We start from the raw sequence: 22,475 nt of genomic DNA on the forward strand, positions 1-22,475 counted from the left end.
GAAGCGGGGTAATTTTTTTTATGGCTGAAAAAAGCATCTTGGCTTATTTCCAATCCAGACAGCAAGCGGAGAGCTGCTTGCCGAAGCTGAAAGCCTTGCGTGCCGCCGATATTCAAATCGATCAATTCGGGGAGTATCCGGGACATGGCGTGGAGGAAACGTTCAATCCTTTAAGCAACAGCGATTTTCCGGGATTGGCCTATTTAACGCTCGGCGGGTCCGGTATGAGTCAGGATGCGCGGATATTGACCGCCGTCGATGTGGATGCCAGCGGCATGGCCGACGGCAGTAGAGAGCTGTTGGCAGCGGACCCGGAGGATATGACGCGCCGGGACATTCTGCTGACGGTCGTTCTGGATGAAGCGACCTACGACCAAGCGCTGCGAGTCATCCGCGAGGCGGGCGGTAACATTTGAAGCCCGGCAAAGGCGGCATTCGCAGCCAGTGATAACGGTTCTTTGCATGTCCGACATGCAGGGAACCGTTTTTCGTATGCGGCCGAGCCGTTTTACCCGCGCCCGTAATTGTTGTATACTAGGACTTACGTGTGCTTGCATAAGCAAAATATGGGAGGGAATACCCGGTGCGTTGGCATGAATTAACGGTACATACGACAGAAGAAGCAATCGAGATGATTTCGAATTTTATACACGAGTTTGGCGCGGGCGGGGTATCGATTGAGGAGTCCGGAACGCTTAACAAGCAGAGGGATACGTCGCTCGGGCAATGGTATGATCTGCCGCTGAACGATATCCCGGAAGGCCGGGCCGTCATTAAAGGCTATTTCGCCGAAGGGACCGACATGGAAGCGATTCTGGAGGAACTGAAGCGGTCCGTCGATCAGCTTGCGGAATACGATATCGATACCGGGAATCCTGTCTACGAATTGAAGGATGTGGACGACGAGGATTGGGCGAACGCTTGGAAGCAGTACTTCAAGCCGCTGCGCGTAACGGACCGGCTGACGATTAAGCCGACCTGGGAAGAGTATACGCCGGAAGCGGCCGAGCTGATTTTGGAGCTGGACCCCGGAATGGCCTTCGGCACGGGCACGCATGCGACGACCTCGCTTTGCTTGCGCACTCTCGAACGTGTGATCCAAGGCGGCGAGGACGTGATCGATGTCGGCACCGGCTCGGGCATTTTGGCCATTGCGGCCGCCAAACTGGGCGCGAAGCATGTGCTGGCGCTTGACCTCGATCCGGTGGCCGTGTCCAGCGCGACGGAGAACGCGCATCTGAACGGGCTGGATCAGCAGATCACCGTGAAGCTGAGCGACTTGCTGCAGGTGCTTAACGAGCACAAAGCGGAAGCGACCGGAAGCGGCGCGCTCGGCGTCAAACTGCCCGTGCAGGTCGTTGTAGCGAACATTTTGGCCGAAATTATATTGCTGTTCGTCCAAGACGTGTACGAGGTGCTGGAGCCGGGCGGACGCTATATCGTATCCGGCGTGATCAAGAGCAAGCAGCAGGCGGTGGAAGAAGCGTTGACCTCAGCCGGCTTCGAGTTGATCGAGCAAACCGAGGAGCAGGATTGGGTTGTGCTCGTCGTCAGAAAGCCGTAGGTAAGCGGACATGAATTGGAATTTTTTCGCGTACCCGCTGGAGCAAATGCCGTTTGTTTTCCTTGTGCTGTTGATCAGCTTTACCGTGCACGAATTCGCGCACGCTTATTTCGCCGACCGGTTCGGCGATTCGACGCCGCGGTCGATGGGGCGGCTTACTCTGAATCCGCGCGTACATCTCGATCTGCTGGGGATGATCTTTTTTCTGGTCGTCGGCATCGGATGGGCGAAGCCGGTTCTGGTTAACCGCAGCCATTTCAAAAAGCCTCGGCTGATGGGCATTATCGTGTCGTTAGCCGGGCCGCTCAGCAATCTGGTGCTTGCTTTCGTTAGCTTGATCCTGTTCTATGCGTTGATCCGTATGGGCGCGTTAACCGGAACGTCGCAAGGGGTAAGCCTGGCAATTCAACTGTTTTTCACTCAGATGGTCCTGATGAATATTTTCTTGTTCATACTCAACCTGATTCCATTCCCACCGTTGGACGGCTACCGCATCGTGGAGGATCTGCTGCCGCGAAGAATCATGATGAAGATCAAGCCTTACGAGCAGTGGCTGTTTTACGCGATTTTACTGATGTTCTTTATTCCGCCGATCCGGCAAGTTACGCTCGGGCCGATCTTTGCCCTGCAAGGGCCGATTTTTAAGGCGTTCGATTCCGTAGCGCAGCTGATTTTCGGGGTAGGCATCCGGGTGTGACCGTTTTCGGTAGAATTGGTTAATTTTCATCAGAAACTGGCGTTTGGAACGAAAAAAGTGTATGATGGAGGATGACCGTTTCTACGTCTCGTATAAGCGGTCAACCTATTTTTGTGGAAGCGAAGGATACGGAATGCAGCGATATTTCATTCATCCGGACGAATTTGCGGATGCTGTGGTTACGATAACCGGGGACGATGCGCATCATTTGATTCGCGTGATGCGGGCGAAGCCGGGAGATACGTGCATTGTAAGCGACGGCCTAAGCCGGGAGGCGCTTGTGCGCATTCGTTCTTTGGAGGACCGGCAGGTGACGGCGGATATTGTGGACCGTCTGCCGATGGAGAACGAAGCGGTGGTTGACGTATGGATTGCTCAAAGCCTGCCCAAAGGGGACAAGATGGAGCTTGTCATCCAGAAAGGGACGGAAATCGGCGCAGTCCGTTTTTTGCCGTTCGTTTCAGAGCGCACGGTCGTTCAATTGGACGGCAAAAAGGAAGGCAAGCGGCTTGAACGCTGGCAGAAAATTGCTAAAGAAGCAGCCGAGCAGGCGCACCGCAACCGCGTTCCCGCGGTTGAGTCCGTGCTCTCGTGGAAGGAGCTGCTGCGGACGGCTTCGGAGGCGGATGCCGCCTGGATCTGCTATGAGAAGCAGGACGCGCAGCAGCTTCGCCGGGCGATACGAGAAGCGGTTTCGTGGAGAAGTGACCGGGCCGAAGGAAGCCGCGTCAAGCTGATGCTTATCGTAGGACCCGAGGGCGGGTTCAGCGAGCGGGAAGTCTCGGAGGCGGAGGCGGCCGGCTGCGTGGCGGTCGGCTTGGGCAAACGAATTTTACGGACAGAGACGGCCGCCTTGGTCGGACTCACATGCATTTTATACGAATCCGGAGAGATGGGGGGAGAACAATAAATGGCAACCGTCGCTTTTCATACGCTTGGATGCAAAGTCAACTTCTACGATACGGAAGCGATCTGGCAGCTGTTTAAACAGGAAGGCTACGAGCAGGTTGATTTCGAATCGGCAGCCGACGTCTATGTCGTCAATACCTGTACGGTGACCAACACGGGGGATAAAAAAAGCCGCCAGATGATTCGGCGCGCCATTCGTAGAAACCCGGAAGCGATCGTCGCGGTGACCGGCTGCTACGCGCAGACGTCGCCGGCCGAAATCTTGGCGATTCCGGGCGTCGATCTGGTCATCGGAACGCAGGACCGGGACAAAATCATGCCTTACGTGAAACAGCTGGAGCAGGAACGTCAGCCGATTAACGCGGTGCGCAATATTATGAAAACACGCGCGTTCGAGGAACTGGACGTGCCGGATTTTTCGGATCGTACACGCGCTTTCCTGAAAATTCAGGAGGGCTGCAACAACTTTTGCACCTTCTGTATCATTCCGTGGTCGCGGGGCCTCATGCGCAGCCGCGAGCCGCAAAGCGTGCTGAATCAAGCCCGCATGCTCGTGGACGCCGGTTATCAGGAAATCGTGCTGACGGGGATTCATACCGGCGGCTACGGGGAAGATATGGAGGATTACAGCCTCGCCAAGCTGCTGTGGGATCTGGACAAGGTCGACGGCCTGAAGCGGATTCGCATCAGCTCGATCGAAGCGAGCCAAATTACGGACGAGGTGCTCGAGGTGCTGCAAGCCTCGGACAAAATGTGCCGTCACTTGCATATTCCGCTGCAGGCTGGAGACGACGAGGTGCTTAAGCGGATGCGGCGGAAATATACGACGGAGCAATTTGCTTCCAAAATCGAGCATATTCACCGGATTATGCCGGGCGTCGCGATTACGACGGACGTTATTGTCGGTTTCCCAGGGGAGACGGATGAGATGTTCCGCCGCAGCTACCAATTTATGGAACAGATGAAATTTTCGGAAATGCACGTATTCCCGTATTCCAAGCGGACTGGTACGCCGGCCGCGCGGATGGAGGATCAGATTGACGAGGAAATCAAAAACGCCCGCGTGCACGAACTGATCGATTTGTCCGAAAGGATGCAGCTCAGCTACGCGGAGACGTTTGTTGGCCAAGTGCTGGAGGTCATTCCGGAGCGGGACTACAAGGGTCAGCCGGGAAGCGGCCTGCTCATGGGCTATTCGGACAACTACCTGCAGCTTGTGTTCGAAGGCAGCGAGGACTGGATCGGCCAAGTGTGCCGGGTGAAGGTCACCGAAGCCGGAGTCAACGAGTGCCGCGGCCAGCTTGTCCGCGCCCCCGAAGCGGGAGCCGTTCACCTGTCGTCCAGAGCGACGGGCACGGACGTTTCGGTAGAGACGATTCCGGGACAAGCGGCTAAAGCGATCGTATAAGCTGAAGAACGAAGGATTTCATTCGACGATAAGCAGGCGCGTTTTCCTGCGGCATCCATGATTCAAGCCGCCGGTAAGACCGCCTGCGTCCGCCGGGTGAAGTCCTTTCGATTTCCAATAGGAAAGGGTGATGTCGATGAAGGAAATTTCGGCGGGAGGCGTAGTGTTTCGCAAAATCGGAAACGACGTGCAGGTGCAAATGATCCAGGACCGGTACGGCAAAATTACGCTGCCGAAAGGCAAGATGGAAGCCGGGGAAACGATAGAGCAAACGGCGCTGCGCGAAATTCTCGAAGAAACGGGAATTACGGGAACCATCGTGCGTCCGCTGGAGACGATCACGTACCAATTCGCCATGAACGGCGGGGTCATCGACAAAGAGGTCCACTATTTTCTTGTGGAAGCGACCGGAGGCACCTTGCAGGCGCAGGTCGAGGAAATTCGCGGCGTCGAATGGCTTCATCCGCTTGAGGCATGGCATCAGCAGACGCATTCCGGATACGGGAACAACGATTCCGTTTTGCAAAAGGCGCTGAATGCGCTGGGCTATGAAGTGAACGGGCAATGACCGGATTTGACCTGAAGCGGGGGCTCAGCGGCACCTAATCGTACTAAACATTGGGAGGACTTCGGCATGGCTGTCGTCGTATTGCAGAAAAAAAGAAAAAAACGATTGGAAGAAGGCCACCCATGGGTGTACCGCTCGGAAATCGAACGCGTGGAGGGCGAAGCGCCGGCGGGAGGGCTCGTATCCGTACATACGTACGCCGGTCAATATTTAGCGACCGGGTATTATAATCCGGCTTCGCAATTGACCGTGCGGATTGTTTCCTACGAACCGATGGAAGAAATGACGCACGCCTATTTTGTCCGCCGGATTCAAGAATGCAAGGAGCACCGGGAACGGTTTTTGCCGAACGCAGGGTCGTACCGGCTCGTATACGGCGAGGCAGATTTCCTGCCGGGCCTGATCGTGGACAAGTTTGAGGACGTGCTGGTGGTCCAGATTTTAACGCTTGGCATGGAGCGGGTGCGGGAGGCGATTGTCTCCGCGTTGGTGGAGGTCATGCAGCCGGCCGGCATTTACGAGCGCAGCGACGTCTCCGTGCGGGAGCTCGAAGGTTTGGAGCAGCGTACCGGCGTGCTGTACGGCGAATGCCCCCAGCATGTCACGATCCGCGAGAACGGGATCGTTCTGGAAGTGGATATTGCGCAGGGGCAGAAGACCGGTTATTTTTTCGACCAGCGGGAAAACCGGGCCGCCTTGGAACCGCTCATGAAGGGCTGGGGCCATCGGGGCGGCATTGAACTGCAAGAGCGGGTGCTGGACGACGGGACGGTAAAGCGCGTGCCGATCAACCGGAACGGCAGCGAAGTGACGTTTCCTTATTGGGATGGTGCGACGGTGCTGGAATGTTTCTCACATACCGGCAGCTTTACGCTTCATGCATGCCAATTCGGCGCTAAAAAAGTAACGTGCCTCGACATTTCCGAGCATGCCATCGAGACGGCCAAGCGGAACGTGGAGCTGAACAGTTTCAGCGACCGGGTGGAGTTCGTTGTCGCCGACGCGTTCGATTATCTACGCGAGCAGGCTCGCGGCTTGGAGCTGCGACAGGAGCGGGGAAAACCGGGCGAACGAAAGGTCGATACGTCGGTGCCTCTTGCCGCGAAAGGCAGAACGTGGGACGTGGTCATTTTGGACCCACCGGCTTTCGCCAAGTCGCGGAGCGCGGTCGAAGGGGCTTGCCGCGGCTACAAGGATATTAACCTGCACGGCATGAAGCTGGTAAACGAAGGCGGGTATTTGGTGACGGCTAGCTGCTCTTACCATATGAAGCCGGAGCTGTTCCTCGAAACGATCCACGCGGCCGCCTACGATGCGGGCAAAACGCTGCGCTTGATCGAATTCCGCAATGCCGGCAAGGACCATCCCCGTATTCTCGGTGTGGAGGAAGGCAACTATTTGAAGTTCGCTATTTTTGAGGTCCGCAGCAAACGATAACAGAATCGCCATGGAACAAGCCTTAGTTCGGTACACGCCCGAATTAAGGTTTTTTGATTCTTTGAACGATAGATTTGACGTCGGAGAGACCGTTGTATTATGATCCTTGCGGTAGCTTCTTCATAAGATGATTTCGGAGGTGCTGGTCAGATGAATTCGAACATGTCATTAACCGAGGCGATTCGCGGTCGGAGAAGCGTAGGGCGCGTCAAGAGCGATCCGATTGCGCGGGAGCTGATCGAGCAGCTGCTGAAAGCAGGCAACTGGGCGCCCAGCCACCATGCGACTGAGCCCTGGCGCTTTTATGTAATGACCGGCAGCGGCCGGCAAGCGTTGGCTGATGCGTATGCGGATATTGCAGCCGAAGGGGCCGCTGGCGTGTCCGGGCAAGAGCTGGAGGAGCTGCGGGAGAAGCAGGGCGCAAAAGCATTCCGTGCGCCGGTGGTGATCGCCGTTGCCGTGTCTCCGTCCACGGCGAAAGGGGTCAGCCGCATCGAGGAGTTTGCCGCAGCGCACGCCGCCGTGCAAAATATGCTGCTCATGGCGCACTCGCTCGGACTTGGAGCGATCTGGCGGACCGGGGAGACGGCCTATCACCCTCGGATGAAGCAGGCGTTCAGTCTCGGCGAAGCCGATGCCATCGTAGGGTTAGTGTACGTCGGCATTCCGGAGTCGACGCCATCCGAGGGCAAGCGCCGTCCGGCAGCGGACAAAACGGTATGGATGACCGGTGATGCCGACAGCAAGCTGTAACCCGCTTCCCATACCTTGGCAGGGGCTATTCCGAATCCGTCTGACTTCGGACTTGAACGGATGGGGCGGACCGATCCGGAGGCAGTCGTTTCAGCAGCTGCTTGCGGGCCCGGACAACGGCTCTGCGGACCGCCGGCGATACATCCTGCTCCAGCTTGGCGAAGGCGGGCGCGAGAAGGTCCCAATGCTCAGCCGCTGCGGTTGAGGCATACATATTCGTCGCGTGGATGCGGACTGCCTCTTTCGCACTGGCGATCCATACGTCAAGCCGTGCAGCCGTTTCCTCCGGGTACGAAGCGAGAAGCCCCTCACCGAGCGTGAGCGGGCTTATTGGTTTTCCGGCGGAGACCGGGGTGCCCGACATCAGCAGCTCGATCAAATCCAGCAGCGGCCGGCTCCATGCTGGGTTACGGGTTTTTGCCGCGATCCGGACGGCGTGAGCGACGGCTGTGACCTCGTGCGGCATAGGCGAGGCAGACCATGCGGCTAGCTGCGGATAAAACGCCTGAAATTGCTTGACCAGCAGCGTTCCGCAGGCTTCGCCCGTCCAGCGCCGGACGGTGGCGTGCGGGCTTTCGGCCAAGATGCGCAGCCGTTCGGCCGTCTCGTCGGGAGCGGCTGTGTAATGGCCGGACAATAGAAACACGGCGAGCTCCTGCGCCGTTTCGTCCCCGGATTGCGCTAGTCCGGAAGCCAAGCGGACGAGCCGCTTCGGATCGGGCAGCGCGGCTTCGATCACTTGCAGCGCTTGATGCTTGACAGCGCGCGCTTGTTTATCGGGCAGCGTACCGAGGACCGGGCCCAGGACAGCCGTTAAGGCGGAAGCTGAGCCGCTGGAGGCGGCGTCCGCCGCATCGCGCCTCCAGTCTTGTTCGGCAAGCGGCATCATAATAAATTCCTCCGTTTCAAACGTTACGTTGTTATATCTTACCACGAGTTTACCAAACATACGTTCTACGGGCAAGGCATTTGTTCCGGCGCAAGACGGAGGTGTTCCGAAATCCAATGCTCTCAAGACAGAGGAGGAGAACAATTCGTAGTTTACAGACAAGCGGGATCGAGGTATATTATTTTTAAACACATGAATACTTGTATACAAGTACACAATATTTGTTGGGGTGATAATTATGAAGCTAGGGATGATCGGACTTGGAAAAATGGGGTTTAACCTCGTGCGAAATTTGCTTCAGCAGCAGCATGAGGTGGTGGTGTATGACGTCAATCCCGAACCGGGAAAGAAACTGCAAGAATGTGGCGCAGAGCTTTCCGCTTCCGTTAACGAGCTGGTAGAGAAGCTGGAAACTCCCCGCATCGTTTGGATCATGGTTCCGGCCGGTCCGATTGTGGATCAGGTGCTGGACACGCTTGGTCCGCTGCTGGAGCAAGGGGATATCGTGATTGACGGCGGGAACTCCCACTACAAGCAATCGGTGGCTCGTGCGGATAAGCTGAAGGAGCGGGGCGTCCATTTTTTCGACGTGGGAACATCGGGAGGCACGGAGGGCGCTGCCCGCGGCGGCTGCTTCATGATCGGCGGCGACCAAGACGCGTTTGGAACCATTGAACCGCTCTTTCAAGACATCGCGGTCGACAAAGGCTATTTGTATGCCGGCGGGCACGGAAGCGGGCATTTTCTCAAGATGGTCCATAACGGCATTGAGTACGGCATGATGCAATCGATTGCAGAAGGCTTTGAAATTTTATCGAAAAGTCAGTTTGATTTCAATTACGAAGAGGTTGCGCGGGTGTGGGCGAACGGTTCGGTGATTCGGGGATGGCTGATGGAGCTGACCCAAAACGCGTTTTCCAAAGATCCCAAGCTGGACGGGATTCGGGGAATTATGAAAAGCTCCGGAGAAGGAAAATGGACGGTTCAAACGGCACTCGATATGGAAATCAGCACGCCTGTCATCGCGTTGTCCCTGCTGATGCGATACCGGTCTATGGAAGACGATACGTTCCACGGCAAGGTGGTGGCCGCTTTGCGCAATGAATTTGGCGGTCATGAAGTCGTAAGAAATTCGTAAGATCGATTTTTCCTGATGGATTCGTTTCGTAACTATGTGATAAAATCTAGAAATACTTGTCTACGATACTTTATCGCGGTTATCGAAAAACGGTCTGTATGGGGGAGTTGTTCATGCGTTATCCTGCTGCATGGTTGCAAGGGTTGTCTCTGGGAGAAAGGATGGCTTGCGAATTAAGATTGCAAATTATCGCTGGGAACATAAAACTAGGCGAAGTCATATCCGAAAACAAGGTGGCCGCGGAATTCGGAACAAGCCGGTCACCCGTCAGAGAAGCCTTGAAAACATTGTCAAACGAAGGTCTCATTCGCCTAGAGAGAATGGGCGCCGTCGTGAACGGTCTCAGCTCACAGGATGTCGAAGAGCTGTATGACGTCCGGTTTTTGATCGAGAGCTTTGCGCAGCAGCGATTGGCCGAAGGAAACCACGAGTCGCTGCTCCCCAATCTGAAACGGAACATCGATAAGATGGAATTGGCGATGAAGCATCGCGATATCGCGGAATTTTCGTATCTGGACTTTTCCTTTCACGAATCGATCATCGTGGAGGCCAAGCATGCAAGGATCTTGCATTTGTGGAAAAGCATCCGCCAAATCGTGTTGACCGTCATGTACCTTACGACGTCGGAGATATTCTCCAAAGGCGAGAACAAACTCAAGTCCGTCGTCGATAAGCACCGGTCGATTGTCGCCGGGCTCGAGTCGAAGGACGTCACCGTCATTCAATCTGTCGTTCAGCAATATTTTGCCGACTCGCATAAAACGCTGCATAGCAGGTTTCCTTAAAAGGCCGCTGCTATGCAGGCTTTTTTATCACCATACTTGTCGACAAGTACACATGTATAAATTCATTGCCACACTATAAAAAGGGCATACTCTGGATACAAATCATGCTCGCATGAATAATAAGGAGAGTGCTTATGAACCGTATTTTTGGTCTCGATCCCAACTTGACCTTGATCATTTGGGCGTTACTTTCCATTATTTTTCTTGTTGTTCTGATTGCTCGATTCAAATGGAACCCTTTTGTGGCGCTTTTGATTTCTTCGTTGCTTTTAGGCTTTTTGGCCGGCATGAATTCTGCGGACATCATTAAAGCGGTTACAGGAGGGCTTGGCAGCACGCTTGGGACGATCGCCATTGTCATCGGGCTGGGGACGATGCTGGGCAAAATGATGGCGGAGTCCGGAGGCGCGGAGCGGATCGCGACCACGCTGATCGACCGGTTCGGCGAAAAACGCGTTCACTGGGCGATGATGGTTGTCGGATTCATTGTAGGGATTCCCGTGTTTTTCGAGGTGGGGGTCATCCTCTTAATTCCTATCGTATTTATCGTGGCGCGCAAGACGAAAATGTCGCTCTTGCAAATCGGAATTCCGCTGCTGGCCGGGCTTTCCACCGTGCACGGGCTTGTTCCGCCTCATCCGGCGCCGATGATCGCCATTGCCGCTTATAATGCCGATCTGGGGAAGACGATTCTGTATTCCATTCTGATCGGGCTGCCGACGGCCATTATTGCCGGTCCTCTGTTCGGCAAATTTATCGGCAAACGCTTGGCGGTAGAGCCGCCGGCCGATCTGGCAGAGCAATTCGCGGCGAAGGATAACCGCGGCCTTCCGGGGTTCGGGATCACGCTGCTCACGATTTTATTGCCCGTCCTTCTCATGCTGATCGGATCGATCGCCACCATCGTCGACCCGAAAGCGACGAGCGGCCTTACCCGGTTCAGCGCATTTATTGGCCATGAAATTATCGCTCTGCTTATCGCGGTCGTCTTCTCCTTCTTTTCGCTCGGCTTTGCGAGGGGCTTTAAGAAAGAGGATATTTCCCGCTTTGCCAGCGAATGCTTGGCTCCGACCGCGACGATCATTCTGATCATCGGGGCAGGCGGAGCCTTTAAACAAGTATTGATTAACAGCGGGGTAGGCGGCGCTATAGCTGCGATGGCCACCCAGTCGCATGTAAACATTATCTTTTTCGCGTGGTTTGTCGCGGCTCTCATCCGTGTCGCGACAGGGTCGGCCACGGTTGCCATGACGACGGCCGCAGGCATCATTGCTCCTGTCCTTGCGCTGAGTCCGGGCGTGAATGTAGAGCTGGTCGTGCTGGCTACGGGCGCAGGATCGCTTGTACTGTCCCACGTAAACGATGCGGGCTTTTGGATGGTCAAGGAATTTTTTAATATGAGCGTATCGCAAACTTTAAAATCATGGACGGCGATGGAGACGATTTTATCCGTGGTGGGACTGATCTTCATTCTTCTCCTTAGCGTCGTGGTTTAAGAAAGAGGGTTATTTCATTGAGCCAGCCTGCCTATATGATTGGCGTTGACATCGGAACGACCAGCACGAAAGCCGTCTTATTCGAGGAAGACGGGAAAATCGTGACCAAGGCGGACGAGGAATATCCTTTGTATACGCCTACTTCGTCTATAGCCGAGCAGGACCCGGACCGCATATTCCGCGCGGTGATCCAAACGCTGAAGCGCGTAATGACGCAGAGCGCCGCGAGGCCGGAGCAGGTCCTGTTTGTCTCCTTCAGCTCGGCCATGCACAGCGTTATCGTGGTCGATGCCGAAGGCAAGCCACTAACGCGCTGCATCACATGGGGGGATAACCGAAGCGCCGCCTGGGCGGAACGTTTGAAGCGGGACATGAACGGCCATGAGATCTATTTGCGGACGGGGACGCCCATCCATCCGATGTCGCCGCTTTCCAAGCTGCTGTGGCTTCGCCATGATCATCAGGAGCTGTTTCAACACGCCGGCAAATTCATCTCGATCAAGGAATATGTGTTTGCCAAGCTGTTCGACGAATACGTGGTCGACTATTCCATCGCCTCGGCGACCGGTCTGATGAATTTGCAGAAGCTGGACTGGGACGAAGAGGCGCTGGACGTTGTCGGGGTATCGAGAAATCAATTGTCCAGACTCGTTCCGACGACGTATGCGCTGCAAGGAATGAAAGCCGTTTTTGCGGAAGAGACGGGCCTTGCCGAATCGACGCCGTTTATTGTCGGCGCGAGCGACGGCGTGCTTTCCAATCTTGGCATGAATGCGATTGAGCCCGGAGTCGTGGCGGCGACCATCGGCACCAGCGGCGCGATCCGCACCGTGATTGACCGGCCTTCAACGGATCCCAAGGGGAGAATCTTCTGCTATGCCCTGACGGAAAAGCATTGGGTCATCGGCGGAGCGGTCAACAATGGCGGCATGCTGTTCCGGTGGGCAAGGGACGAGTTTGCCGCATCGGAGGTCGAAACGGCCAAACGTCTTGGAATCGACGCCTACGATCTGTTGACGCAAATTGTGGAGAAGGTGAGCCCGGGCTCCGACGGCTTGATTTTTCATCCTTATATGACTGGGGAACGCGCTCCTTTATGGAATGCGAATGCGAGAGGCTCCTTTTTCGGCTTGACGATGCACCATCGCAAGGAGCATATGATCCGCGCTGTGCTGGAAGGGGTTATTTTTAATCTGTACACCGTCTTGCTGGCGATGGGGGAGCGGATCGGGCGACCCAAAAAAATTCAGGCCACCGGCGGCTTTGCCCGCTCCTCTCTCTGGCGTCAGATCATGGCGGATATTTTCGATCAGGAAGTGGTCGTGCCCCAAAGCTTCGAAAGCTCTTGTCTTGGAGCCGTCGTGCTTGGATTATACGCGACAGGGAGAGCGGATTCGCTGCATATCGTTTCCCGGATGGTCGGTGCAACGCATGTGCATAAGCCGATACGGGAGCATGCCGAAATCTATCATGAGCTTCTGCCCATCTACATTAAAATTGCGCGAAGCATGGAGGAAGAATACGAGGCGATCGCTCGATTTCAGCAAAAGCGGGAACGTCTCTAGCAAGCTTCAAGCTTCGATCACACGGAAAAAGCCGGGAAAAGCGCGCTGTCTTAAAGGGCAGCCCTTTTCCCGGCTTTTCCTATTTTGCCGAGCCGATGCTGCAACCAAAGGATAAGTCGGGGCGGAACGAGTGTTCCGGTGTATTCGATTGTGCTATACTATACCAAAACCTGTCTTTTCCGTAATGTCCGACATTTTGGTAGAATAGTAGAGTTACGTGAATTGAAGTGAAATTTGGAGGAGCGACTATGGCTTTTCAATTTGTGCTGGGCCGTGCGGGCAGTGGCAAAACGACGTATTGCCTGAGCGCGATCAAGCAAAAGCTGCTGGATCAGCCGAATGGTGCGCCGCTGATCTGGCTCGTGCCGGAGCAGGCTACCTTTCAGGCGGAATATGCGTTGGTGTCATCCCCGGAGCTCGGAGGCACGCTGCGCGCTCAAGTGCTCAGCTTCCGGCGGCTTGCTTGGCGCGTCATGCAGGAGGTAGGCGGCGCCTCGCGCCTGCCGATCGATGAAACAGGTAAAAAACTGCTGCTGCACCGCATTTTACATAAACAAAAAGATCGTCTGCGCCGTTTTCAAGCGTCGGCAGGACAAACGGGCTTTCTGGATAAATTGAACGAGCTGTTTGCGGAGCTGAAACGGTACTGTATCAGCCCCGATCAGCTTGAGCAGTTTTATTCGTCACGCTTTGCATCCGACGGCGGCAATGTTTCCGGCACGCTTCCGGACAAGCTGCACGATTTGCAGCTTCTGTACGTTGAATTCGAGGCGGAATTGTCCAAGCTGTATCTGGACGGGGAAGATTATTTGACGCTGCTGGCCCGTCAGGTCGGCGAATCGGCGTATTTACGGGGCGCAGAACTATGGGTCGACGGATTTCACGGGTTTACCCCTCAGGAGCTTGCCGTCCTGGAACAGCTTGCGCTGTACGCCGGCCGGGTCACGATGACGCTCTCTTTGAACCGTCCGTATGCGGGCGGGGAGCAGCCGCACGAGCTGGACTTGTTCCATCCGACCGCCCGGACGATGAAGACGCTCCGGGAGCGCCTGGATGCCTTGGAGGTGGAAACCGAAGCCTCGATCATCCTGCCGTCGTCGCCTCCGGCAAGGTTCCGGGATACGCCGTCGCTCGGATTTTTGGAGGCGCAATGGGAGGAACGGGTGAAAAAGCCTTACCGATCCGAGCCGGGGGATAACCGGTTGTCGGCCGTTCGCATATCGGCGGCGGCCAGCCGCAGGGCGGAGGTGGAGGCGTTGGCCCGGGACGTTGTCAAGCTCGTCCGTGACGAAGGGCTTAGATGGCGCGACATCGCCGTGTCGGTCCGCAACATGGAATCATATGGCGAGCTGATCTCGGGCACATTTGCCGACTACGGCATCCCGCACTTTTTGGATCATAAGCGGCCGGTCGTTCATCACCCACTCGTCGAATTGATTCGTTCCGCGCTCGAAACGGTCAACCGTTATTGGAAATACGAAGCGGTTTTTCGCGCGGTCAAAACCGGATTTTTCCTGCCGTTCGGCGAGGCAAGAGCGCGAGAGGACGGTTTAATCGTCGACCGGCATGCGATGGACCAGCTCGAAAACTATGCGCTGGCGTTCGGCATTCAAGGACACAAATGGATGAAGGACTGGACGTATTCGTACCGGACCACGCTCGAACAGGACGATACGCTAGCCAGCGAGGCGGACGAGGCGTTTCTGCGAAAGCTCAACGCCTGCCGCAGGCTGGTGGCGGAACCTCTCGGGGCGCTGCAGGAACGCATGCGCCGGAAAGCGACGGTGCTTCAGCGGGTGGAGGCGCTGTACGGCCTGCTGGAGCAGCTGCGGGTGCCGGAGCGGCTGGAATCTTGGAGCCAGGCGGCCCTTGCGCAAGGACAAGCGGAGAAAGCGCGGGAGCACGCCCAAGTATGGGAGCGGGTCGTGGATATGTTCGATCAGCTCGCGGAGCTGATGGGAGACGAGACGATGACGCCGGAAACGTTCGCGGAGCTGGTGGACACGGGACTTGAAAGCATCAAGCTCGGCCATGTCCCGCCCACTCTCGATCAGGTGCTGGTCGGCAGCATGGACCGGACCCGTTCCGGCCAGGTCAAGCACATGTTCGTGCTCGGCGTGAGCGAGGGGGTCATGCCCGCCAAAATGCCCGAAAGTGGCGTCTTGTCGGAAGCGGAGCGCGAGCAGTTGGCTGGAAACGGGCTGCAAACCGCTGAAGGGAGCCGGAGGCGGCTGCTTGACGAGTCGTTCCTGATCTACTGCGCGTTTTGCGCGCCTTCGCACGGATTATGGCTCAGCTATCCGCTGGCCGACGAGGAAGGGAGGTCGCTTCTGCCCTCGGACGTGATCCGTCAAGTGAAGCGGATGTACCCGTCGCTGCAGGAGCGGCTGCTGTTGAACGATCCGACCCCGGACGGCCATGCCGGGGAGCAAATGGAGTATGTCGCACATCCGGATAAAGCGTTGTCCCTGTTGATGGTGCAGTTGAAGCAGTGGATGGGGGGGGCTCCGATGAACGCCGTCTGGTGGTCGGTGTACAACTGGTTCGCCCGCCAACCCGAACACGCTCTGAAGCTGTCGCGGATGGTGCAGGCGCTGCTCTATGCGAACCGGGCGAAGGAATTGAGCGCCGAAACGAGCCGCGAGCTGTACGGGGAAAGCATCCAGACGAGCGTATCCCGGATGGAGCGCTTCGTCGCGTGTCCGTTCTCCCAGTTCGTCTCTCACGGACTGCGGCTGAAGGAACGCCGTATTTTTCGCTTGGAAGCGCCCGATATCGGGCAGCTGTTTCACGCCGCATTGACCAAGTTTGCGGAGCAGGCGGAGCGCGAAGGATTCGACTGGGGCGGCTTGTCGGCCGCGGAATGCGAGCAGCGTGCGGCGCTTGTCGTCGACGCGCTTGCGCCGAAGCTGCAGGGCGAAATTTTGCTCAGCTCCAAGCGGTATTCCTATATTGCGCGCAAGCTCAAGCAGGTGATCGGACGAGCGGCGCTGATGCTGGGCGAGCATGCCCGGCGGGGGCAGTTCCGGCCGATCGGACTGGAGGTCGGCTTCGGTAGCGGACAGCCGATCCCGCCGCTGCTTTACGATTTGGACAACGGCGTGCGCATGGAGCTCCGGGGAAGAATCGATCGGATCGACCGGGCGGATACCGAGCAAGGAACGCTGTTGCGGGTGATTGACTACAAGTCGAGTTCCAAGTCGCTGAACATGACCGAAGTATATTACGGGTTATCGCTGCAAATGCTCACGTATTTGGACGTCATTCTGACGCATGCGCCGATTTGGCTCGGACACGAAGCGCAGCCGGCGGGCGTGTTGTACTTCCATGTACATAATCCGGTGCTGAACGCAAGAAACGGGCTTTCCGCCCAAGAGATCGACAGCGAGTTGAAGAAGCGGTTCAAAATGAGAGGGCTGCTTCGCGCCGACGCGGATACGATCCGGCTGATGGACAGAGGGCTGGCGGAAGCCGGAGGGCATTCCGACCTGCTGCCGGTAGCGCTCAAGACGGACGGCAGCTTCTATAAAACGTCGTCGGTCGCCTCCGAAGAACAGTGGAACACCGTTCGGCGGTACGTCAAGCGGACGATCCGCGAGATCGGGACGTCGCTGACGGACGGTACCATCGAGATTGCGCCTTACCGGATGGGCCAAGCGACGGCCTGCACGATGTGCGCTTACCGTTCCGTATGCCAATTCGACACGCAGCTCGACGGCAATGCGTACAAGCAGCTTACGCCGATTGGCAAAGACAGGATATGGGAAATGATGGAGCAGAAGGCTGCATCCGCTCCCCGTTCCGCCGGAGCGGCTTATCGGCCGCGCGCCGCCGCAAAACGGCCGACTGCGGAAGAGAGCCGGATAGCGGAGCCGGAGGAAGAGAACGTCTTGGAAGAGCCGGATAACGAGAATGGAGGGAACGAACAATGACGGAAACGATGCTGAAGCCTGAGAACAGCACTTGGACGGACGAACAATGGCAGGCCATCGCCGTCCGCGGCCGTTCCACGCTCGTCGCTGCCGCTGCAGGCTCCGGGAAAACGGCCGTGCTGGTCGAGCGGATTATCCGCCGTATTTCGGACGAGCGCGAGCCGCTTGACGTAGACCGGCTGCTGGTCGCTACGTTCACCAAGGCGGCGGCCGCCGAAATGCGCCACCGGATCAGCGAGGCGCTGGAGAAGGCGCTGGCGGACAATCCGGGCTCGGATCACCTGCGCAAGCAGCTTGCGTTGATGCCGCAGGCTTCGATTACGACGCTGCACTCTTTTTGTATGGAGGTCATTCAACGGCATTACCAGCGGATCGGACTCGATCCGAACTTCCGAATCGCCAATGAAACGGAAAGCGCGCTGATGCGGCAGGATTTGCTGGAGGAGCTGTTGGAGGAGAGGTATGGCGAAGCCGATGAAGGTAATTTGTTCTGGCGGCTGGCGGATTCGTTCAGCGGGGATAAAAACGACGACGCGCTGTTCTCGCTTGTGCAGCGGCTGTATGACGATTCGCGGAGCCACCCGTGGCCGGAGCATTGGCTGAACGAGTGCGTCCGCATGTTCGAGCGGCCCGTCGCTTCCGGCGACAACCCGTGGCTGGCGAGCTTGCTAGCGTACGTCCGCTTGGAGCTTCAGGCTATGGCGTCGCGGCTTCGGGAAGCCGTGCGGATCGCAGAGCAGCCCGAAGGACCAGCGCCGTATTTGACGAATCTACAAGATGACGGTGTGGTCGTCGGCGAACTGCTGGAGCTGGCTGCCGAAGGCTCGTGGGAACCGCTGTATCAAGCGTTTCAGGGCGCCGCTTTCGGCAAGCTGAAGGCTTGCCGGGGGGACGGCTTCGACAAAGCGCTTCAGGAGCAAGTGAAGGACATGCGGGGCGAGGTCAAAGATCGGCTGAACGAGCTGAAGGAAGAATTGTTCGGACGGACGCCGGAACAGTACGAGGCGGAGCTGCGGACAATGGGACCGCTTATGGAGGCGCTCTTCGGTCTGGTAATCGATTTCGGCGAGCGCTACCGGACGGCCAAAATGAGCAAGCGGCTCGTCGATTTTGCGGACTTGGAGCATTTTTGCCTGAAGATCCTCAGCGCCGATGAATCGCTTCCCGAGAAGCCCGCTCCTTCCGACGCAGCACTGGAATACCGGGAGCAGTTCGCCGAGGTGCTGCTGGACGAGTATCAGGATACGAACCGTGTGCAGGAAGCGATAGTCCAACTGATCGCCAAGGACACGCCGGGCAACCGGTTTATGGTTGGGGACGTCAAGCAAAGTGTTTACCGGTTTCGTTTGGCGGAGCCGGGCTTGTTTCAAGAGAAGTACAAAAGCTACCGTACCGACGGCGGCGGGCCGGGGCGGCGCATCGATCTGGCGCGCAACTTTCGCAGCCGCCGTCAAGTGGTGGACGGCACGAATTTTATTTTTCGCCAGCTGATGCACGGAGATGTCGGCGAGATCGACTACGACGAGCGGGCGGAGCTCGTCTACGGCGCGGGCTATCCCGAGCCGCCGAACGCAAGCGGCGCATTTGCGGCCGAGCTTGTGCTGATCGACCGGACGCCGCAGGATGCCGGGGCGCCGGGAGAAAACGCGGGAGATTCCCCGGAGGGCTTTGCCGCCGGGACGGAGGAGTCCGCGGACGATGCGGCAGCCGAGGTGCGCGAGCTGGAGACGGTACAGCTCGAAGCGCGGTATATCGCGCGGCAAATCCGCGAGATGATGGGAATGGACGGCGGAAGCCGTCGGCAGGTATACGACAAATCCGCCAAAGGCATGCGTGACGCCCAGTTCCGGGACATCGTCGTGCTGCTTCGGGCGACGCAGCAGTGGGCGCCTGTCATGATCGAGGAGCTGCGGCAGCAGGGCATTCCCGCTTACGCGGAGCTGAGCACCGGATATTTTACAGCCGTTGAAGTGCAGATGGTATTGTCGCTGCTCAAAGTGATCGATAATCCGTATCAGGACATTCCGCTTGCCGCCGTGCTGCGTTCTCCGATCGTGGGGCTCGACGCCGAGGAATTGGCGCATATCCGCATATGCCGGCCGCACGGGGCATACTTCGACGCCGTGAGGGCCTGCGCGCCGAGAGAGGCTGCAGGTGCCGAAACGGACCGCGAAGACGGGACTGCCGAAACGTTCGCAGCATATGGAACGGGCGAGGAGGAGCCGGCCTGCGAGAGCGGCGGGACGAGGGACGAATTTCAGCGGAACCCGGAAACGCGGCGCAAGCTGCGGACATTTCTCGACTGGCTCGGGCAGTGGCGGTTGCAGTCGCAGCAAAGCTCGCTGGCCGATTTAATTTGGGATATTTACCGGAAAACCGGCTATTTCGATTTTGTCGGCGCCATGCCCGGCGGTCCGCAGCGGCAGGCCAATTTGCGCGCACTTTACGATCGGGCGCGACAGTACGAAGAGACGTCGTTTCGCGGGCTGTTCCGGTTTTTGCGTTTTGTCGAGCGGATGCAGGACAGAGGCGGCGATCTGGGAACGGCGAGGGCGCTTGGGGAGCAGGAAGATGTCGTTCGCATCATGACGATCCATAAAAGTAAAGGCTTGGAATTCCCTGTCGTCTTCGTCGCCGGGATGGCCAAGGCGTTCAACCGGCGGGATTTGACGGACAGCTTTTTGCTGCACAAGGAGCTTGGGTTCGGACCGAAGCTGATGGAGACGGACACGCGGGTCAGTTATCCGACCTTGCCGTGGCTGGCGATCCGGCGCAAAATCGAAATGGAAATGCTGGCCGAAGAAATGCGCGTGCTGTATGTGGCGCTGACTCGGGCACGGGAGAAGCTTATTCTGATTGCGTCGGTCAAAAATTTGCAGAAGCAGTTGGACGCGTGGGGACGGTTTGTCCTGCACGATCGGCTTGCGCTGCCGGACGACGTGCTGGCGGGCGCGCGTTGTTATTTGGACTGGATCGGTCCGGCGCTGATCCGGCATCCTGATGCGGAACCGCTCCGGGAAGCGGGTGCTTTGGACTATCAGCTCTGGTCGTTTATGGATGGCGAGCCCTCTGAATGGCAGGTGCGCCTGCTGAGGCCGGAGCTGTTCGCCGGGATGTCCCAGGCTGCGGCGGCGGTGAGCTTCGCCGATACCCGATGGCAGTCGGTGGTCCGGTTGGAGCCGGTCGACGAAACGGAGCGGTGGGAGCACGAAGTATGGCGGCGCTTGTCTTGGAGCTATCCCCGGGAGGATGCGACGCGGGTGCTGTCCAAAACGTCCGTTACGGAGCTGAAGCGGCATTCGGAGCACCGGAAGCTGCTTGAGCTGCTGTCGGACGAGCCGTCTGCAGCATTGTGGCCGGGAATCGGGGCGGATTCCGGAGAAGCGGTAACGGAAGAAAGGTCCGGGCGGGGGGCCGATAGCGGGGCTTTTCATAAAGTGATTGTCCGAAGGCCGCGCTTTATGGAGCGAAGCGGGCCGAATGCTGCCGAGCGCGGAACGGTGTTTCATACGGTGATGCAGCATATGCCGATGGATCGCCTTCCTTCGGAATCCGACGTCCGCGAGCTGTTGGCCTCTCTGGTGCAGCGCGAGCTGCTGACGGAGGAGCAGTGCGGTCTGGTTGACCCTGCGGTGATCGTGACGTTCTTTGAAAGCGAGCTGGGACGGCGTTTGCTTCACGCCAAGCGGGTGCACCGGGAAACGCCGTTCAGCTTTGGGCTGCCTGCGCGAGACGTCTACGGCCCAGAGCGGGGCGGTTTATCGGATGAGACGGTGATGCTGCAGGGCGTAATCGATTGTCTGATCGACGAAGGCGACGGCCTCGTGCTGGTGGATTTCAAGACGGACCAGTTAAAAGGCGCTTCTCCGCTCCGGCTGGCGGAAAAATACAGGCTGCAGCTTGACTTGTACGCCAGAGCCGTCGAGACAATCTGGAAGCGGCCGGTAACCGGAAAATATATCTTTTTATTCGACGGCGCTCATGTGGTGCAGCTGTGAATAAAAGTACGAGTGGAAGCAGACGCACGATATGAGCGGGCGTCGACCATGGAAGCGGGAGCAAGACATAGAGCTTGGCTTAAGCCAAGCGCCGCTCCATTGCGCCGCTATTAGGGAAGGAAGGAAAAGCTATGCGGATATTGCATACGGCGGATTGGCATTTCGGCCGGACGCTGGAAGGAAGAAGCCGGCTCGCCGAGCAGGAAGCGTTCGTCGACGAGCTGGCCCTTCTTGTGAAGGACCAGCAGATCGATCTGGTGCTGCTGGCAGGAGACGTTTACGATTCGGTGAATCCTCCGGCCGCCGCCGAGCAGTTGTTTTACGATGCGCTGGCGCGTCTGTCGGATCAAGGCCAGCGGCCGGTGTACGTCATTGCGGGCAACCACGATCACCCTGACCGGCTGGCTGCCGCCGACCCGCTGGCACACAAACTTGGCGTCACGCTGGTCGGTCTGCCGGAAGCGCGGGTGCATACGGTGGACATCCGGCGCACGGGCGAAACGGCGGTGCTGTTCGCGCTGCCGTATCCGTCCGAGTCGCGGCTGCGCGAGCTCCTGTCGGAGGAGGCCGACGAGACGCTGCTGCGGACCGTCTACTCCGAGCGGGTGCGGCATATCGTCGCGGAGCAGGCAAAGCATTACCGCGCTGATACGGTCAATTTGCTCATGAGCCATCTGTATGTGCTAGGCGGGCAGGAAACGGAATCGGAGCGGCCGATTCAAGTCGGAGGCGCTTATACGGTAGATACGTCGGCGCTGGAAGCCGGGGCGCAGTACGTTGCTCTCGGCCATTTGCACCGGCCGCAATTTTTGAAGTCAGAGACGACGACGATTCGCTACAGCGGCTCGCCGCTCGCCTACAGCTTCTCGGAGGCCGGGCAGGCCAAATCGGTCACGGTGCTCGATCTAAAGCCGGGCGCGGCTCCCCAATTGGAAGAAATCTTCCTCTCCAGCGGACGTCCGCTTGTGGAATGGAAAGCCAAGGGCGGGCTCGCGGAGGTGCATCGTTGGCTGGACGAAGGCAAGGACGCCAACGCTTGGATCGATCTGGAGGTTCACTTGCAGGAGACGATGTCGATGGAGCAGCTGCACCGGCTGCGGCTGGCCCGGGACGGGTTTATTCATATCCGGCCGGTGTACCCGGATCTGGAGACGTCGCTGCAGGAAGCCGTCTCGGCGACGAAGCTGCCGATGGACGAGCTGTTCCGCTGCTTTTACGAGCGGCAGACCGGCGGGGCGCAGCCCGAGCCGGAGCTGCTCCGGCTGTTTCTGGAGCTGTTACATACGGAGGAAGATGATCCGGCCGTGTAGCCGGATAGTTATAGAGTTGATTGGAG

General features: G+C 57.7%; 16 protein-coding genes. 15 read left to right on the forward strand and 1 reads right to left on the reverse strand.

Annotated features, from left to right (window positions below):
* The first annotated feature begins 20 nt into the window (after nucleotides 1-20).
* The 8 genes from BLO51_RS08400 (at nucleotide 21) to BLO51_RS08435 (ending at nucleotide 7,336) form a co-directional block, all read left to right on the forward strand.
* A complete protein-coding gene (locus BLO51_RS08400) occupies nucleotides 21-416 on the forward strand; it encodes a hypothetical protein (RefSeq protein ID WP_090669709.1) in 396 nt (131 codons plus the stop codon).
* Between the two features lie 167 nt (nucleotides 417-583).
* Nucleotides 584-1,564 carry a 50S ribosomal protein L11 methyltransferase gene (gene prmA, locus BLO51_RS08405; RefSeq protein ID WP_090669712.1) on the forward strand — a complete coding sequence of 327 codons (981 nt, stop codon included), beginning with the start codon at nucleotides 584-586 and terminating at the stop codon, nucleotides 1,562-1,564.
* Between the two features lie 10 nt (nucleotides 1,565-1,574).
* Nucleotides 1,575-2,261 carry a site-2 protease family protein gene (locus BLO51_RS08410; protein ID WP_090669715.1) on the forward strand — a complete coding sequence of 229 codons (687 nt, stop codon included), beginning with the start codon at nucleotides 1,575-1,577 and terminating at the stop codon, nucleotides 2,259-2,261.
* Nucleotides 2,262-2,394: 133 nt separating this feature from the next.
* On the forward strand, nucleotides 2,395-3,171 hold the full coding sequence (locus BLO51_RS08415) for a 16S rRNA (uracil(1498)-N(3))-methyltransferase (RefSeq protein WP_090669718.1): 777 nt from the start codon (nucleotides 2,395-2,397) through the stop codon (nucleotides 3,169-3,171).
* On the forward strand, nucleotides 3,172-4,578 hold the full coding sequence (mtaB, locus tag BLO51_RS08420; protein ID WP_090669721.1) for a tRNA (N(6)-L-threonylcarbamoyladenosine(37)-C(2))-methylthiotransferase MtaB: 1,407 nt from the start codon (nucleotides 3,172-3,174) through the stop codon (nucleotides 4,576-4,578).
* Nucleotides 4,579-4,714: 136 nt separating this feature from the next.
* On the forward strand, nucleotides 4,715-5,146 hold the full coding sequence (locus BLO51_RS08425) for an NUDIX hydrolase (protein ID WP_025851299.1): 432 nt from the start codon (nucleotides 4,715-4,717) through the stop codon (nucleotides 5,144-5,146).
* Nucleotides 5,147-5,212: 66 nt separating this feature from the next.
* Nucleotides 5,213-6,583, forward strand: a complete 1,371-nt coding sequence (locus BLO51_RS08430; protein ID WP_090669724.1) for a class I SAM-dependent rRNA methyltransferase — start codon at nucleotides 5,213-5,215, stop codon at nucleotides 6,581-6,583.
* A gap of 150 nt (nucleotides 6,584-6,733) precedes the next feature.
* Entirely contained in the window at nucleotides 6,734-7,336 is a 603-nt protein-coding gene (locus tag BLO51_RS08435; protein WP_090669727.1) for a nitroreductase family protein, read from the forward strand.
* Nucleotides 7,337-7,361: 25 nt separating this feature from the next.
* On the opposite strand, the gene BLO51_RS08440 is transcribed toward BLO51_RS08435, so the two are convergent.
* A complete protein-coding gene (locus tag BLO51_RS08440) occupies nucleotides 7,362-8,285 on the reverse strand; it encodes a hypothetical protein (RefSeq protein ID WP_217266704.1) in 924 nt (307 codons plus the stop codon).
* A 178-nt stretch (nucleotides 8,286-8,463) separates the two neighbouring features.
* Here BLO51_RS08440 and gnd point away from each other — a divergent pair, with 178 nt between their 5' ends.
* The 7 genes from gnd (at nucleotide 8,464) to BLO51_RS08475 (ending at nucleotide 22,449) form a co-directional block, all read left to right on the forward strand.
* A complete protein-coding gene (gene gnd, locus BLO51_RS08445; protein ID WP_090669734.1) occupies nucleotides 8,464-9,363 on the forward strand; it encodes a phosphogluconate dehydrogenase (NAD(+)-dependent, decarboxylating) in 900 nt (299 codons plus the stop codon).
* A gap of 113 nt (nucleotides 9,364-9,476) precedes the next feature.
* The gene (locus BLO51_RS08450) at nucleotides 9,477-10,148 is read left to right on the forward strand and encodes a GntR family transcriptional regulator (RefSeq protein WP_090669736.1); all 672 of its coding nucleotides are present in this window, start codon (nucleotides 9,477-9,479) and stop codon (nucleotides 10,146-10,148) included.
* A gap of 134 nt (nucleotides 10,149-10,282) precedes the next feature.
* Nucleotides 10,283-11,644: a GntP family permease gene (locus BLO51_RS08455; protein WP_090669739.1), complete on the forward strand. Its 1,362-nt coding sequence runs from the start codon at nucleotides 10,283-10,285 to the stop codon at nucleotides 11,642-11,644.
* 17 nt (nucleotides 11,645-11,661) lie between these two features.
* Nucleotides 11,662-13,209, forward strand: coding sequence for a gluconokinase (gntK, locus tag BLO51_RS08460; RefSeq protein WP_090669742.1), 1,548 nt, complete (start codon nucleotides 11,662-11,664; stop codon nucleotides 13,207-13,209).
* 248 nt (nucleotides 13,210-13,457) lie between these two features.
* On the forward strand, nucleotides 13,458-17,141 hold the full coding sequence (gene addB, locus BLO51_RS08465; protein WP_090669745.1) for a helicase-exonuclease AddAB subunit AddB: 3,684 nt from the start codon (nucleotides 13,458-13,460) through the stop codon (nucleotides 17,139-17,141).
* On the forward strand, nucleotides 17,138-21,139 hold the full coding sequence (addA, locus tag BLO51_RS08470) for a helicase-exonuclease AddAB subunit AddA (RefSeq protein WP_090669748.1): 4,002 nt from the start codon (nucleotides 17,138-17,140) through the stop codon (nucleotides 21,137-21,139). The genes addB and addA overlap by 4 nt, the downstream gene beginning before the upstream one ends.
* Before the next feature lie 131 nt (nucleotides 21,140-21,270).
* The gene (locus BLO51_RS08475) at nucleotides 21,271-22,449 is read left to right on the forward strand and encodes an exonuclease SbcCD subunit D (protein ID WP_090669751.1); all 1,179 of its coding nucleotides are present in this window, start codon (nucleotides 21,271-21,273) and stop codon (nucleotides 22,447-22,449) included.
* The last annotated feature ends 26 nt before the right edge of the window (nucleotides 22,450-22,475 follow it).

The organism is Paenibacillus tianmuensis (assembly GCF_900100345.1).
GTDB classification, from domain to species: Bacteria; Bacillota; Bacilli; order Paenibacillales; family NBRC-103111; genus Paenibacillus_G; species Paenibacillus_G tianmuensis.

Bases quoted from the DNA above. Each gene is read 5' to 3' on its own strand.
- BLO51_RS08400 (WP_090669709.1), top strand. From the start codon at position 21: ATGGCTGAAAAAAGCATCTTGGCTTATTTCCAATCCAGACAGCAAGCG.
- BLO51_RS08410 (WP_090669715.1), top strand. From the start codon at position 1,575: ATGAATTGGAATTTTTTCGCGTACCCGCTGGAGCAAATGCCGTTTGTT.
- BLO51_RS08415 (WP_090669718.1), top strand. From the start codon at position 2,395: ATGCAGCGATATTTCATTCATCCGGACGAATTTGCGGATGCTGTGGTT.
- mtaB (WP_090669721.1), top strand. From the start codon at position 3,172: ATGGCAACCGTCGCTTTTCATACGCTTGGATGCAAAGTCAACTTCTAC.
- BLO51_RS08425 (WP_025851299.1), top strand. From the start codon at position 4,715: ATGAAGGAAATTTCGGCGGGAGGCGTAGTGTTTCGCAAAATCGGAAAC.
- BLO51_RS08430 (WP_090669724.1), top strand. From the start codon at position 5,213: ATGGCTGTCGTCGTATTGCAGAAAAAAAGAAAAAAACGATTGGAAGAA.
- BLO51_RS08435 (WP_090669727.1), top strand. From the start codon at position 6,734: ATGAATTCGAACATGTCATTAACCGAGGCGATTCGCGGTCGGAGAAGC.
- BLO51_RS08440 (WP_217266704.1), bottom strand. From the start codon at position 8,285: ATGTTTGGTAAACTCGTGGTAAGATATAACAACGTAACGTTTGAAACG.
- gnd (WP_090669734.1), top strand. From the start codon at position 8,464: ATGAAGCTAGGGATGATCGGACTTGGAAAAATGGGGTTTAACCTCGTG.
- BLO51_RS08450 (WP_090669736.1), top strand. From the start codon at position 9,477: ATGCGTTATCCTGCTGCATGGTTGCAAGGGTTGTCTCTGGGAGAAAGG.
- BLO51_RS08455 (WP_090669739.1), top strand. From the start codon at position 10,283: ATGAACCGTATTTTTGGTCTCGATCCCAACTTGACCTTGATCATTTGG.
- addB (WP_090669745.1), top strand. From the start codon at position 13,458: ATGGCTTTTCAATTTGTGCTGGGCCGTGCGGGCAGTGGCAAAACGACG.
- addA (WP_090669748.1), top strand. From the start codon at position 17,138: ATGACGGAAACGATGCTGAAGCCTGAGAACAGCACTTGGACGGACGAA.
- BLO51_RS08475 (WP_090669751.1), top strand. From the start codon at position 21,271: ATGCGGATATTGCATACGGCGGATTGGCATTTCGGCCGGACGCTGGAA.